The sequence below is a fragment of the Pseudomonas sp. TE6288 genome (assembly GCF_054062095.1).
Genome location: NZ_JBSSEW010000001.1, coordinates 104,858 through 117,392 on the forward strand (window position 1 = coordinate 104,858; position 12,535 = coordinate 117,392).

Sequence of the window (12,535 nt, forward strand, 5' to 3'; positions counted from 1 at the left end):
TCAATAAAGACAATAGGTGCGTCATGACTGCGACCCGTTCACCGCAAACGGCCGTTGCGCCGTTGCCGGAAACCGAAACACTGCGCTATCGCCCAGCCAACCCCGCCGATATCGAAGCCCTCGCCGCGCTGTTCCAGCAGGTCTATGGGCAGACCACCCACCCCTGCCAGAGCTCGTCCTACATCCGCTACTCGATGAGCAGCGGGCAACAGCAGTGGTTCGTCGCCGAGGCCGAGGGTAACCTGGTCGGCTGCTGCTGCATCGCCCGCCGCCCGTGGAACCAGTCGTGGGAGGTGTGCCACGGTGTGATTCACCCTGACGCGCGCAGGACCGGCGCCATCTCCAGCCTGGTCCGCCTCGGTTTCGAGACGCACCGGCCAGCACCCATGGAACTGGGCTTCTACATTACCCGCAACATCGCCAGCCACGGCGTCATGAAGAAGATCCGCCCCGCCGTGCTGGTGGGCCATGACGGTGGCCCAGACAAGGTCGATGGCCTGCGCGAGTATCACCTGACCGCCATCCACCCCGTACCCCAGGCCCGCTTTGCGCACGTCGCCCCCTGGTACGTGACCACCCGCGCCGCCGACTATATCCGCAGGCTGCTCTACCCCGCCCTGCAGCTTGCCGTTGCCCCCGGCAGCTACCCGGACACCTACCTCAGCGGCCCGAGCGGCGCCGAACGCCATGGCCAGCTCAGCTACAGCCACGACCCGCAGGCCGCCGCGCTGATGCTGTCGGGCCAGTGCGGCCGCTATGCCTCGACCCACGCCGTGCTGACCGAGCTGGGCGCGCTGCTGCGTCAATATTCCCAGGCCGAGTACGTCGGCCTGGTGATCCTGGCCGACAAGCTGGAGCTGTTGGCCAGCCTGCGCCGCCTGGGCTTTGCGATCACCGCCTACCTGCCGGCCTGGCACCTGGAGAACGGCAGCCGCTACGACTGCATCCAGCTGGTGTTCCAGGACTTCGCCGTGGCGCCGCGCAGCCACGGTTTCGATGATGACATCGCCCGCTTCGACCTGGCCTACGCGCACCTGGCCAACAACCTCTGCAGCCTACCCGCGGCCCCGGCTTCCCGGGCCGCCAGCTAACCGATCGGAGTTTCAGCAAGTGACCAAGGACCAATGGCTTAGTGTAAGAAAACAGATCCCCGACGGTGCCCGGGAACCCTGGACCGTGATGTTGTGGTTTGCCGACCTGCTGCTGCTGGCGGTGGCCTGGAACCTCTGGCTCGCCGACTCCACCGCCCTGCAGTTGCTGGGCCTGGCGCTGGCCGGTCTGGCCACCGTGCAGCTCTACCTGATCATGCACGAAGCGACCCACGGCGCCGCCTCGGCCAACCGCCGGTTCAACGACTTCATCGGCCACTGCAACGGCTGGCTGATCGCCCTGCCGTTCCTGGTCCGCCGGCGCTTCCACATGGCTCACCACACCTGGACCGCGCACCCGGTGAACGATCCGGAGAACCGCGGCATGATCGAGCGTTTCTCGGTGATGACCAAGAAGCAGGAGCGCACCCTGGAGTTCGTCTGGAAGCACTGGATCCCGATGATCGCCGCCAACCACTTCCTGCTCAACTGGCGCGCGCCCTTCATCGCCAAGGCCAAGGGCGACAGCTCGCCGCGGATCCTCAAGGAGATCCGCTTCGCCCGCCTGTACCTGGCCGGCTACCTGGCGGCGGCCGTGCTGGCCTGGAGCCTGGGGCACCTGCTGGACCTGGTGCTGTTCTACCTGATCACCTGGGTGTTCCTGTTCTTCATGGTCGAGCTGCTCAACCTGCCGCACCACGCCGAGGCCCCGCTGCTCGCCCGCGATGCCGATCGCCTGCAGTTCTGGGAGCAGGACGGCGTGTCCCACGACTGCAAGAGCCTGCCGCTGTGGTCGCGCTTCGTGATCCTCAACTTCAACCTGCACATCGTTCACCATGCCTTCCCCTCCGTGCCCTGGTACCGCCTGGCCAAGGTGCAGAAGCTGCTGGGCGAGCATGAGCTCGGCCATGCGCCGTCGCAGACGCATGAATGGGAGTTCGCGGTGAAGAACCGACGCCGGCCGTTGTTGCAGCTGATGGGGCATTTCTTCGATCAGCGGAGTTGAGCTGCCCCCTCTGAAGTAGCACGGGGCTGCGTGGGAGCGGGCTTGCCCCGCGATGCGCCGCGCGGGCGGCGCTCGATTTCAAGATCGCTGCTGCCGCCTGGCACTTCGCAGCCCCAACACGCTCTGCGCGCGAACCTGAAGGAACAGCTCATACCAGCTGGCAAACTGGGTCGCCTCGCGGTCCACGTCCAGCGGGAATTCGCGACTGCGGGTGAGGTAGCTGCGATGCTCGGCCTCCCCATCAGACGTGCGGCGTCGGGGTGCAGCAACAATTTGTATTTCTTGGCAATAGGTGGCCCAGGGGCCGATCTAGGCCTCGATGCTGAACAGGTGCAGGCCCAGCTCGGTGGGGGTGAAGTCGGCCAGCCACAGGTCGTTGCCCGGCGAATGCATGACCACGCAGTGCAAACGCCGGCTGGGGGCCTGGTCCGGGTGATCGCCCGCCATGGGCACGCTTTCGAACGGCTCGTTACCAGACATCGACCATGCTCCCTTGGGCTGGTGGCGGAAAGGGTTCAGAGCCGTGCGCAAGCGCGAGGGTTCAAAAAGAATGAGCGCAGGGCGCAAGCCCCGGTCAAATCCTGCGACACCTCTTCATTCATCCCGCGAGGCCAGGCCCATGAACATTCCCATTCCACCGGAGACACCCGACCCGAACATCGACGACCCGACCTTGCCGCCGCCGGTGCCCGAGGAGGACCCGGACGAGCTGCCGATCAAGCCGACCGTGCCGCCTACGGTGGGCGACCCGCCGAGCCTGGAGCCGCCGGTGAACGCCTAAGGATAGACCGGAGAACTGATAAATTTGCCAGTTGATAGCCCCACGACATGCCGTGATTATGAGTTACGGCAAAAATGTCCTATCGAAGAAAACTAATTGAGAAGTCAGGGTATGCCAATGGTCGACAGGAAGCTTCATGTGAAGCGATTCTTTTACCTTGATAACAATCGCACCACGATTCTTGAGGAAGAACGTCAGACTTCAATTTTAAGCCACGGTGGCTTACCGGTTGGTTGGCTACTCACTACAGCCGATAAAAATTTCGTCAACCTTGCCGCCTGCGATTTGCAACACACTCCCATGCGAACATTTTATGTGGCCAGGGTCCAATCCAGCATGTTCAGCGTATATGGCACAGCTGGACGCGAGGAACTGCTACCGATCGCTTTCAAGGGTGAGCGCCCCGAGGAACCTACTCTCCATTATTTACTTGGCAAGGGGCAGCGCTCTTATGTACCAACTCTGATGAGATTTTGTAGCCCGGACAGTGAAAGCCCTTTCGATCTAGGGGGGATCAACAGCTACGCATTTGCATCCGGGGATCCAATAAATTTCAGCGACCCTTCAGGGCATCGGCGAAAACCGCACATTATTCCTCTTCAGAAAACTGATGGCTCGGTGCGGTACCTTGGAGAGTTGACTGGCGAAACGCCTAAGGCTAGGGCCATCACTATAATTCACAACACCGACAACATGACAGTAATCGCCGGACATGGGCGCCCTAGAACCAGCACAATTGGAGGGTTCGAACCCAAAGCGCTATTAGCAGAAATGAAGAGAGAAAACATAGAACTATCCAATGGACCGATACATCTCATTCGCTGCCATGCTGGTAGTTGGTATGAGGATCATAACTTCAATCCTGTCAAGCCCCCAGGATTGGTTCTAGCCCGGCTAGCCAACAGGCCAGTAACTACTTACCAAAAACAGGTACCAGTCAGTCATGCGTTCGACTCACAGGGGAATCTCGTCTCTATGACAATTCGTACGGCACCCCACCCGAACCCTGAACCGATAACCTTTTATCCTCGTTTCGGGCAGGGATTGAGAAATTTCATCAGCGACTTCATGGATCGGTTACGAAACTTTCTTAGCTAGCCTTCAATACTTCTAAAACACGACCCTACTCACACTATGGAAATCCGATTCCAAAATGCGCCAGCTGCTAGTCAGCGAGGGCGTCGTGGTATCGCCGTTCTACGACCCGATGCTGGGCAAGCTGATCGCCTGGGGCCAGGACCACGAACAGGCGCGCCTGCGACTGCTGGCGATGCTTGATGAGCTCGCCATTGGGGGGCTGAAGACCAACATTATCTTCCTGCGCCGCATCCTGGCGCACCCGGCGTTCTCCCCGACGGAGATCGGTTCATCAGGCCGACCTAGTGAGAGTCAGGGCCTGCCTGACGCAGGCCATTGTCAGGCCATTACCGGCCCGCACACAGAAAATCTGACAGTCCCGAGCAGCTTGCCCCGCGATAGCTTTAGCGCCATCGCGGGTCAAGCCCACACAGGTGCCACGCTCAGTTCGAAAAATACCGGTTCGGCACATACCGCAACCCCAGGTTCTCCCGCAACGTACGCCCCTCATACTCGCGCCGGAACAAGCCCACCCGCTGCAACTCCGGCACCACCTGCCCGATAAAATCATCCAGCCCGCCCGGCAGATGGGTAAACAGCAGGTTGAAGCCATCCGCCGCGCCTTCCTCGAACCAGCAGGCCATCTCCTCGACAATCTGTCCGGGCGTGCCCACCAGCAGCCGGTGTCCGCCTGCGCCGAGCCTGGCCAGCAGTTGTCTGGCGGTGGGCCGTTCGCGGCGGATCAGGTCCACCACCAGCTGCTGGCGGCTCTTGTGCCGTTCGGTCACTGGCAACGGGGCCGGCAGCACAACCGGGGCATCGGGTGGCAGCCGCTCCAGGTCGATGCCGATATCCAGCAGGAACGACAGTGCCTTGAGCGCCGCCTCCGGATCCACCAGCGCCTGCAGTTGCTCGTGCTTCTCCTGCGCTTCGCTGGCCGTGCGCCCCACCACGGGCGCCAGGCCCGGCAACACCAGCAATGATTGCGACGGCCGACCGGCCACGGCCAGGCGCTGGTGGATGTCCGCATAGAATGCCCGGCCTTCGGTCAAGGTCTGCTGGGCGGTGAACACCAGCTCGGCGCTGCGCGCCGCCAACGCTCTTCCGGCTTCAGAGGAGCCGGCCTGGGCGATCACCGGCCAGCCCTGCAACGGCCGTGGCGCATTCAACGGGCCACGCACGCGAAAATGCTCGCCCTGGTGGTCGAGCACCCGCATCCGCGCGGGCTCCAGCCAGGTGCCGGAGGCCTTGTCCAGCGGGAAGGCATCGTCCGCCCAGCTGTCCCAGAGCCCGGTGACCACGTCGAAGAACTCCCCGGCACGGGCATAGCGATCGGCATGGGACACGTGCGCCGCGTGGTTGAAATTCTCGCCGCCGATCAATCCCGTGACCAGGTTCCAGCCGGCGCGGCCAGCGGACAGGTGATCGAGGGACGCGAAGGTGCGGGCGATGTTGTACGGCTCGTTGAAGCTGGTGTTGGCGGTGGCGATCAAGCCAAGGTGGCGGGTCACCACCGCCAGTGCCGGCAGCAGGGTCAGCGGGTCCCAGCGCAGGCTGTGGGCGCTGCTGCGCAGCACCCGTGGATCCAGCTCGCCGACGGCGACGTTGTCGTTGAGGAACAGCACGTCGAAACATCCGCGCTCAAGGGTCTGGGCGTACTGTCGATAGCGCTCGAAGTTGATCGAGGCATCGGCGTCGGCCTGCGGGTGTCGCCAACTGCCGGCGTGGGCGCCGGCGCCGGAGAGAAAAGCCCCCAGTCGCAGGCGGCCGTCACGCCTTGCCATGGCTGGGCTCCTGGGCAGGCGCAGGTGCTTTTGTCGTGCGCAGCAGCAGGGTCACCGTGCCCCAGACCAGCAACAGGCTGACGGCGAGGAACACCATCAACGCCTGGTAGCCGTCGAGAAACGCGGCATGCACCCAGCCCTGCAGGACGTCGCCGCCCTGCCCCAGGTGCTCGCCCAGCAGGGCCGCGCCCTGCTCCGGCGCCGCCGCCGCCCTGGCCAGCCAAGCGGTCTGCGCAGGTACGCCCGTGGCGCCGGACAAGGTATCGGCCGCCACCGCCCGGTACAGCCCCACCCCGACCGCCAGGCCGAGCCCACCGCCGACATTGTGCAGGGTCATCAGCGACCCCATGGCCACCGAGCTCACCTGCTGCGGTACCGAAGAGATCCCCAGCACCGTCGAAGGCCCGAGGATGCACGCCCAGCCCAGCCCCATCACCGCGAAGGCGCCGAGCAGGTGCAGCAACGAAGTCTGCTCGCCGAATGCCGCCTGCAGCACGGCGGACAGCACGAACAGCAGTAACCCGGCCTGCACCAGCAATGTCGGGCCCTTGCGGTCCACCAGGCGCCCCACCCACGGCGACAGCAACGCCACGCCGAGCGTGGTCGGCAGCAACAGCAGGCCGCTGGTCTGCACGCTCTCACCACGGATCAACGCCAGGTACAACGGCATCACGAAAAATGCCACGCAATAGAACACTGCCAGGCCGAAGCTGGCGGTGACCGCCGCGACGAAGCGGCGGTTGGCGAACAGGCGCAAGTCGATGATCGGCGCCTCGACCCGCAACTCGACCGCGACGAAGGCCAGCAGGGCAAGCAGCGCCACCCCCAGCAGGCCCAGGGTACTGGCCGAGGTCCAGCCCCAGTCGGCGCCCTGGACGATGGCCAGCACCAGGCTCGGCAAACCCAGCAGCAGCAACGCCGCCCCCAGCCAGTCGAGCCGTGCGCCGTCCTCGCCGGCCCGCGACTCGTCCGCCGCCACGGCGATGATCGCCAGGCTGAGCAACACGAACGGCACGTTGACCAGAAAGATCCATTGCCAGCCGAAGGCGCTGGTAATCAGCCCGCCCAACACCGGCCCCGCCGCCAGGCCGATGCCATTGACACCGAACAGCACGCCGAACGCCTTGCCCTGTTCCTCGCTGGCGAAGGTGGCCGCGACGATCGCCCCCGACGCGGTGTACAGCACCGCGCAGGCCAGGCCCTGGGCGATCCGCGCGGCCACCAGCGTATCGATGGTGCTGGCCAGCCCTGCCGCCAGCGAGGCCAGTCCGAAGACCGTGAGCCCGAGGTTGAGTACCCGCCGGCGGCCTTTCAGGTCGGCCAGCCTGCCCACCAGCACCATGCTGCTGGACAACGCCAGGATGAAGCCGTTGATCACCCATTGCAGGCTGCCCACCGAGGCGCCGAGGTCGGCCTGCAACGCCGGCAGCGCGGTGTTGACGATGGTGAAGTCGACGCAGCCGAGAAAACTGGCGATGCTCACACCGAGCAAAGCCCACCATTTGCGTTGCTGTTGCGCAAAAACGCCCATGGAAACTCCTGTTCCGGATTTCAGTGTGAAGGCCATCGTCCGTGTGGCGTGGGGCCTGCGTGGCTAAAGGTCAGATGGCAATGGCGCTGGCGGCCCAGGCCGGATGCACCACCCCTGGCAGGGTGAAGGGAATCGGAATGCCGCGTTTCTTGAACTTCAGCGGCAGCCAGTGCACGCGGTCTGGCGCGTGAGGCTCGACCAGCAGGCGCCGGGCGGTCGCCATGGCGTCGGTCATCTGCTGCGGGTAGATCACGTAGTCGTACCCCTGCTCGGCCCACTGCGGCAGGATGATCGGCACTTCCTCGAGGATGTACTCGCGGCACTGGGCGGCGGCGCGCTCCAGGTCCGCCTCGGGGTCACGCACTCGCAGACGCTCGATGAACACGCCAATGGTGGCTTCGATGGCGGCGCGCAGCTCCTCGCTTTCCCGATAAAGCTGGTTCACCTGCTGGCGCAGCTCGGCGTAACGGTCCGAGGCCAGCTCCTGGTTCCAGCGGCTGATGCTTACCGGCGCCTCCAATCCGGCCAGGTACTTGCGGTTGCGCGCCAGCCACGCGTCACCATCGCGAATCGACGCCGACAGCGCCTCGCCCGGCGACTTGCCGTGCTTGTTGTGGCGCTGCAAGGTGTCGGCCACCACCACCTTCACCTGGCTGAAACCGGACTTGTTGATCAGGTGCACGGTAGAGCTGAGCTTCTGCTCCTCGTGGTATTCCTGGCCCACGCTGACTGCCAGCACGCAGCGCTTGCCGGTGAAGTCCAGCGCTTCGCCGCCCTTGTTGAAATAGGCTTTGAGGTTGATCGCTTCCACATTGCTCATGTTGCTTAGCTCCAGTAGGCCAAAGGCTGGTCGTCGCCGAAATAACCGATGAATACGCCGAGGGTGACCCGGGTGCTGGTGGCCGAGGGGCGCACCGCGTGGACCAACCGCGGGTTGAGAAAAATCAGGTCACCCGCCTCGGGCTTGACCACCAGGTCCGGTGGCGGCAGCAGGTGGCGCTCGATACCGTAGGCGCGCTGGCCACGCAGGCGTTCGTACTCGGCCTCGTCGGGGTGCAGGTTCCAGATCTCCAGCTCGCCGCCGTCCTCGGGGATCTGCAGGTAGATGTTGGTCGACAGCTGGGTGAGCAGCCGCGGCTGGTGGTCGGCCGGGGCATTGCGGGCCAGGTCATCGGTATGCGGCGTGAGGTCGACGTTGTTGCCCTGGAAGCGGGCGATGCCGACGAAGCACTTGCGCCCGTTCACATCCAGCAGCCGCGCCCCTTTGGGCCAGACCTCGTCGAGCAGCAGGCGCAGATGGTCGATGGGCGATGCCAGCGGGCCGAAGGCGCTGCGGATCTTGCGAATATTGGCGATGGCCTGGCCGTGGTACTCGGCTCGGCTGGCCTCGTCCCTGATCTCGATGTAGGCCTTGCCCAGGCGCACGAACTCGGTCTGCTCGCTGAAGGCACCACGCAGCTCGTGATGACTCAGGCGCTCCAGGGCCAAGGCCACGGTGTCGGCGGGTGCGAAACCTTTGATCAGGATGCCCAGTGTGCGGGCGTGAATCACATCGTCTAACTGTGCGGCGGTCAATTCCTCGACCGTGGTAATCGTCAGCATGAACACTCCCTCGCGTATTCCTGAACGGTTTGACTGCACCTGTGAATGGCGGCTAACCGGCGACTTCCGATGGTCGCCAGGCCATCTTCAACAAGCAGCAAGCACTTGTGAAATATCGTTTTTCTCTAGCATCAAAACTTTTTTCAAAATATTACAGAATAACTTAAGCCATTATCAGAGATACGCATGAACATTATAAAAATTACAACTTAAGTTACGTACTGCGGATAACTTTCACTGAACTTCCGGTGCTTCATTGAACTGTTTGTCCACCTGTTGTTCGGCAACGAAGCCCGGGCCGATCACCCCCTCGTCCTGGTACAGCCGGGCGGTGTCGGCCAAGTCCCTGACCAGCGCGTCGTCCACCGCAACTTGGCGTGGCTGTGAAAATCGGTTCGAGCGTAGGTGCACCTCCAGCGGCAGCCCGCTCTGGCGGGCCTGAATCGCCGAGAACTCCTCGACATGGGCGTTGGCCCAGTCCCAGGCGCGGCCAACCCGGCGCAGGAAATCCCGCAGTTGCGCCGGCTTGTCGCGGATCGTCGCAGGGTTGGCCACCAGCAGCATGTTGCCGGCGAACAAGCCTTCGCCGCTGACCAGCACCCGCGTGCCGCCTTCGAGCTGGACCATGCTGGTGTACGGGTCCCAGGTGGCCCAGGCGTCTGCGCCGCCGTTGGCCAGCAGGCTGCGTGACTCGCCTGGTTGGAGAAACACGAACGTGGCGTCGCGGCCGCTGTGGCCAGTGGCGCGCAACGCTGCCAGCGCCAGGTAATGGCCGATGGAGCCACGGGTGGTGGTGATGCGCCGGCCCACCAGCGACGCCGCGTCGCTCAATGGCGACGCTTCGGGCACGACGATCGCCACCGCCGTGGGCGTCACCTGCAGGCGCACCACCCCGACGGTCTTGAGCCCGGCGCCGGCCGCAGTGGCGAACACGAACGGCGCGGTGCCCAGGGTGCCGATATCCACCGCGCCGGCCGCCAGGGCCTCGGCGGTGGGTGCGGCGGCGCCGAAGGCGGCGAACTCCAGGGGGTACGGTACATCGTCGAGCTCGCCGGCGGCCTGCAGCAGCACCTGCAGCGAGTTCTTCTGGCTGGAGACGCGCAGGGTTTCGTCTGCGTGAACGCCCCCCAGCACCAGGCACAGCAACCCCGTCAGCATGTGACGCCCACTGAATAAATGACTCATCAGAACGCCAGGCTCACGCGGCCGTAGTAGTAACCCCCACCCAGTCCATAGGGCGAGAACATCCCGTACTCGTAGGTCCCGGCCCAGGGCACGATGCCGATCTTGTCCGGGTACTTGTCGAACAGGTTGTTGGCGCCCAGCGCCACCGTGATGTTCTGGGTGAGGTCGTAGGCCACGTCGATGTCGGTGATCCACTTGGCGCTGTAGGTGCGGTCGTTGGCCGGGATGTTCGAGCCTTCGGTGTACTCGCCGTAGCGGGTCAGGGTCAGGTTCAGCGTCCAGTCGTCGACCTTGTAGTTGCTGTTGAGGATCCACTTGTCCTTGGGTGTGGCCTTGGTCAGGTCGATCTGCTGCTGGCGGTCGAACAGCACGTACCCTGCGCCGAGGCTCGACAGGCTCGCCGGGGTGTCGGCCAGGTCACGGATGGTGGTCTTGTTGCGGTTGTAGGCCAGGCTCCAGCGCACGGTGCCGTACTCGGCGAGCGGCTGGCGGTACTCGGCCACCAGGTCGACGCCTTTGGTGCGGGTGTCCGCGGCGTTGGCGAAGTACTGCCCGGACAAGTCAGGCGACAGGCCGTTGGCCACCAGGATTTGCGACACCGCGGGCCCGGTGAGCACGCCGGTCTGCAGGATGCGGTCGTCGATGTCGATCAGGTAGAAGTCGGCAGTCAGGCGCAGGCGCTCGGTGGGCTCGGCGGTGAAGCCCAGGCTGTAGTTGCGCGACTTCTCCGGTTCCAGGGTCTGGGCGCCGAGGGCAATGGCCTCGGGCGAGCCGGGGCGCATCTGCTTGGTGCGTGCGGTACTGGTGCTGCCGCCGGCGCCAAAGATCGTCACCGAGCTGGTCGAAGAGAACACGTTCTGCGCCAGAGACGGCGCACGGAAGCCATTGCTCACCGCCGCGCGCACCGCATAACCCGGAGCGAACTCGTAGCGGGTGGTGAACTTGCCGCTGACGGTCTCGCCGACCTCCTGGTTGTAGCGCTCGTAGCGCAGGGCGAAGGCGCTGTACCACTGCGGGGTGAGGTTGAGGCCAAAGTCGACGTAGGCCGCACCGCTATGGCGGATCATCTGCCCGGCATCCTCCGGCGTGGTGCCGTTGACCGAGAACAGGCCGGGGTCCGGACGCCGTCCGGCCAGCGGGCCGCTTGGGATGACGTAGTCGCCATAGTTGTAGGAATTGGGTTCGCCCTCGGTGAGTTGGTACTTCTCCCAGCGGTACTCGACGCCGAACGAGGTTTCCAGCGGGCTGCTCCAGCCAATGTCCAGGGCCCGGCTGAAGTCCAGGTTGGTGGTCCACTGGTCGAAGATCTCGTCGGTCAGGTGAAAGCGACGCTGGCTCAGCAACGGGTCGTTGGACAGGTTGAGGTTGTTGTCGGTGTACAGCTTGGCCTTGTCGCGGCCATAGGTGGTCGACAGGTCCCAATCCCAGTTGGCGGCCAGGCCCTTGAGGCCGGCGAGCAACTGGTAGTCGGTCTCCTCCACTTCGCGGGTGGCCTGGCCGCCTTTCGGATAGGGCGCGTTGGGCAGCCAGTTGGTCGCGGTGATGTCGGTGGGCGCGCGGTGGCCGAGGACCTTCTTGCCGTCGCGGTAGCTGAGGGTGGAGAACGAGTACAGCTTCAGTGCCTCGCCCAGGGGCAGTTCCAGGTTGTAGGCGCCGCTGTAGGTGCGGTCGCGGCCCAGGCCGTATTCCTCGCCCCAGCCGTGGCGTTCGCTCAGGCGCGGGTCGGGCTCGCCGTTGGCCAGGGTGGTGAAGTTGCCGCGCACGGCGCCGGCGCGGTCGTAGGGTTCCTGCACCTTGGCGTCGAACGACAGGTTGAGAAAGCCGCCGTCGCCCAGGCCGAAGCCGGCGTTGGCCGCCTCATGGCCGCTGGTGCCGTCCCCGGCATAGTACTGCCCGACGGAACTGTCGGAGGTGATGCCCTCGGCGTCCTGCTTGAGGATGATGTTGATCACCCCGGCGATGGCGTCGGAGCCGTACTGCGCCGCCGCGCCGTCGCGCAGCACCTCGATGCGCTCGATCGCCGCGGTGGGAATAAGGTCCAGGTCCACCGGCACCGCGGCCGTGCCGACACGCGCGTTGTTGTTGATCATCGCCGTGTTGTGCCGGCGCTTGCCGTTGACCAGGATCAGCACCTGGTCGCCGCCCAGGCCGCGCATGCTGATGCCGCGCACCAGGAAGGCGGTGCCGCCACCGTTGATGGTGGGTGCGTTGAACGAGGGCAACAGGCGCGTGAGCATGTCCTTGAGGCCGTTCTGGCCGCTGGTGCGCAGTTGCTCGCCGGAGATCACGTCCACCGGCACCGGGCTGTCGGTCACGGTGCGCTGCTGGCTGCCGCGCACGCCGGTCACCACCACGGTAGACAGCGCCGGGTCTTCGGCGGCGATGGCCTCGCCGGCCAGGCTCAGGGCCAGGGCGGTGGCCACGGGGGAAAGCTTGAAGGTCTTGGGCATCTGCGGATATTCCTTGTGGCGGCCATGGCCC

Annotated in this window: 10 protein-coding genes and 2 pseudogenes; 5 read left to right on the forward strand and 7 right to left on the reverse strand. The window is 64.7% G+C overall.

The genetic code is table 11. The annotated features are described in order from the left end of the window. Window positions 1–23 precede the first annotated feature (23 nt). Complete coding sequence (locus ACVWY1_RS00495; protein ID WP_139671039.1) at window positions 24–1,091, forward strand: GNAT family N-acetyltransferase; 1,068 nt, start codon at window positions 24–26, stop codon at window positions 1,089–1,091. Window positions 1,092–1,179: 88 nt separating this feature from the next. After that, window positions 1,180–2,094, forward strand: a complete 915-nt coding sequence (locus ACVWY1_RS00500) for a fatty acid desaturase family protein (RefSeq protein WP_277505609.1) — start codon at window positions 1,180–1,182, stop codon at window positions 2,092–2,094. Window positions 2,095–2,235: 141 nt separating this feature from the next. Here ACVWY1_RS00500 and ACVWY1_RS00505 read toward each other — a convergent pair. Further along, a pseudogene (locus tag ACVWY1_RS00505) lies at window positions 2,236–2,574 on the reverse strand (maltotransferase domain-containing protein); the annotation flags it as partial. Window positions 2,575–2,713: 139 nt separating this feature from the next. On the opposite strand from ACVWY1_RS00505, the gene ACVWY1_RS00510 reads away from it, so the two are divergent. The 3 genes and pseudogenes from ACVWY1_RS00510 to ACVWY1_RS00520 form a co-directional block, all read left to right on the forward strand. Next, window positions 2,714–2,875: a hypothetical protein gene (locus ACVWY1_RS00510; protein ID WP_277504162.1), complete on the forward strand. Its 162-nt coding sequence runs from the start codon at window positions 2,714–2,716 to the stop codon at window positions 2,873–2,875. Window positions 2,876–2,986: 111 nt separating this feature from the next. After that, window positions 2,987–3,973, forward strand: a complete 987-nt coding sequence (locus ACVWY1_RS00515) for an RHS repeat-associated core domain-containing protein (RefSeq protein ID WP_277504164.1) — start codon at window positions 2,987–2,989, stop codon at window positions 3,971–3,973. 70 nt (window positions 3,974–4,043) lie between these two features. Then, window positions 4,044–4,256, forward strand: a pseudogene (locus tag ACVWY1_RS00520) (3-methylcrotonyl-CoA carboxylase); the annotation flags it as partial. Window positions 4,257–4,395: 139 nt separating this feature from the next. Here the strand turns inward: ACVWY1_RS00520 and ACVWY1_RS00525 are convergent. The 6 genes from ACVWY1_RS00525 to ACVWY1_RS00550 form a co-directional block, all read right to left on the reverse strand. Then, window positions 4,396–5,736, reverse strand: a complete 1,341-nt coding sequence (locus ACVWY1_RS00525) for an LLM class flavin-dependent oxidoreductase (RefSeq protein ID WP_457377615.1) — start codon at window positions 5,734–5,736, stop codon at window positions 4,396–4,398. Continuing rightward, the gene (locus tag ACVWY1_RS00530; protein WP_457377616.1) at window positions 5,723–7,267 is read right to left on the reverse strand and encodes an MFS transporter; all 1,545 of its coding nucleotides are present in this window, start codon (window positions 7,265–7,267) and stop codon (window positions 5,723–5,725) included. The genes ACVWY1_RS00525 and ACVWY1_RS00530 overlap by 14 nt, the downstream gene beginning before the upstream one ends. Before the next feature lie 70 nt (window positions 7,268–7,337). Further along, the gene (locus ACVWY1_RS00535; protein ID WP_198755418.1) at window positions 7,338–8,087 is read right to left on the reverse strand and encodes a tRNA-dependent cyclodipeptide synthase; all 750 of its coding nucleotides are present in this window, start codon (window positions 8,085–8,087) and stop codon (window positions 7,338–7,340) included. Window positions 8,088–8,092: 5 nt separating this feature from the next. Further along, window positions 8,093–8,869: a 2OG-Fe(II) oxygenase gene (locus tag ACVWY1_RS00540; protein ID WP_457377617.1), complete on the reverse strand. Its 777-nt coding sequence runs from the start codon at window positions 8,867–8,869 to the stop codon at window positions 8,093–8,095. Window positions 8,870–9,103: 234 nt separating this feature from the next. Further along, on the reverse strand, window positions 9,104–10,054 hold the full coding sequence (locus ACVWY1_RS00545; RefSeq protein ID WP_457377618.1) for an aliphatic sulfonate ABC transporter substrate-binding protein: 951 nt from the start codon (window positions 10,052–10,054) through the stop codon (window positions 9,104–9,106). Beyond that, on the reverse strand, window positions 10,054–12,504 hold the full coding sequence (locus ACVWY1_RS00550; protein ID WP_198755416.1) for a TonB-dependent receptor plug domain-containing protein: 2,451 nt from the start codon (window positions 12,502–12,504) through the stop codon (window positions 10,054–10,056). The genes ACVWY1_RS00545 and ACVWY1_RS00550 overlap by 1 nt, the downstream gene beginning before the upstream one ends. Window positions 12,505–12,535: the final 31 nt, after the last annotated feature.